We start from the raw sequence: 704 nt of genomic DNA, 5'->3' as shown, positions 1-704 counted from the left end.
CACTTCTTCAAGTTCTGATTTGCTCGAAGCTTGAAGGGCCAGCACTTCATTTAGTTTAGCTTTATTTTCGGCTTCATACAGTGAGTTATCCGCCAATTGTTCTTCAGCCTCTGCCAGTGCTACACCTAACTTATCCATTTTATTTTCTAATTGTGTCAGGGTTTTGCGAATTGGCGCCGTCAGTTTACGAAATTCCGCTTCGCGACGTTTTTGCTCTTTCTTCGCAGCGGCACTGTTTGCGGTATCTTTAACTGGTTGCGACGCTTGTGCTTCTTTTCGCTCGGCTTTTTGTTGTTCAGTCAGCCACTTGTAGTAGTCGTTTAGGTCACCATCGAATGGTGCAACTTGGCGATCATGCACTAAGTACAAATCATCGGTGGTTGCGCGCAGTAAGTAGCGGTCGTGTGAAACAATCACCATCGCACCTTCGAACGTTTGCAGAGCCATGGTTAACGCTTGGCGCATGTCTAAGTCTAGGTGGTTGGTTGGTTCGTCGAGTAGCAATAGGTTTGGTTTTTGCCACACGATCAATGCCAGCACCAAGCGTGCCTTTTCACCACCAGAGAACGGTGCTACTTTTTCTAGCGCTTTGTCGCCTTGGAAACCAAAACTACCTAGGTAATCGCGCAGTTGCTGCTCTGTTTGATCCGGTGCGATCTGCATCATGTGCTGCAGTGGTGTTTCTTCTGGGTGCAACGTCTCCA

The 704-nt window shown here is 47.7% G+C and carries 1 protein-coding gene; it reads right to left on the bottom strand.

Going from position 1 to position 704, the window contains the following annotated elements:
- Positions 1-704 (bottom strand): ATP-binding cassette domain-containing protein (locus R8N47_RS25250; protein ID WP_318186113.1); only part of this gene is annotated, 704 nt, incomplete at both ends.

Source organism: Vibrio sp. 2132-1 (assembly GCF_033344315.1).
This window is presented reverse-complemented; position numbering and strand designations above follow the sequence as displayed.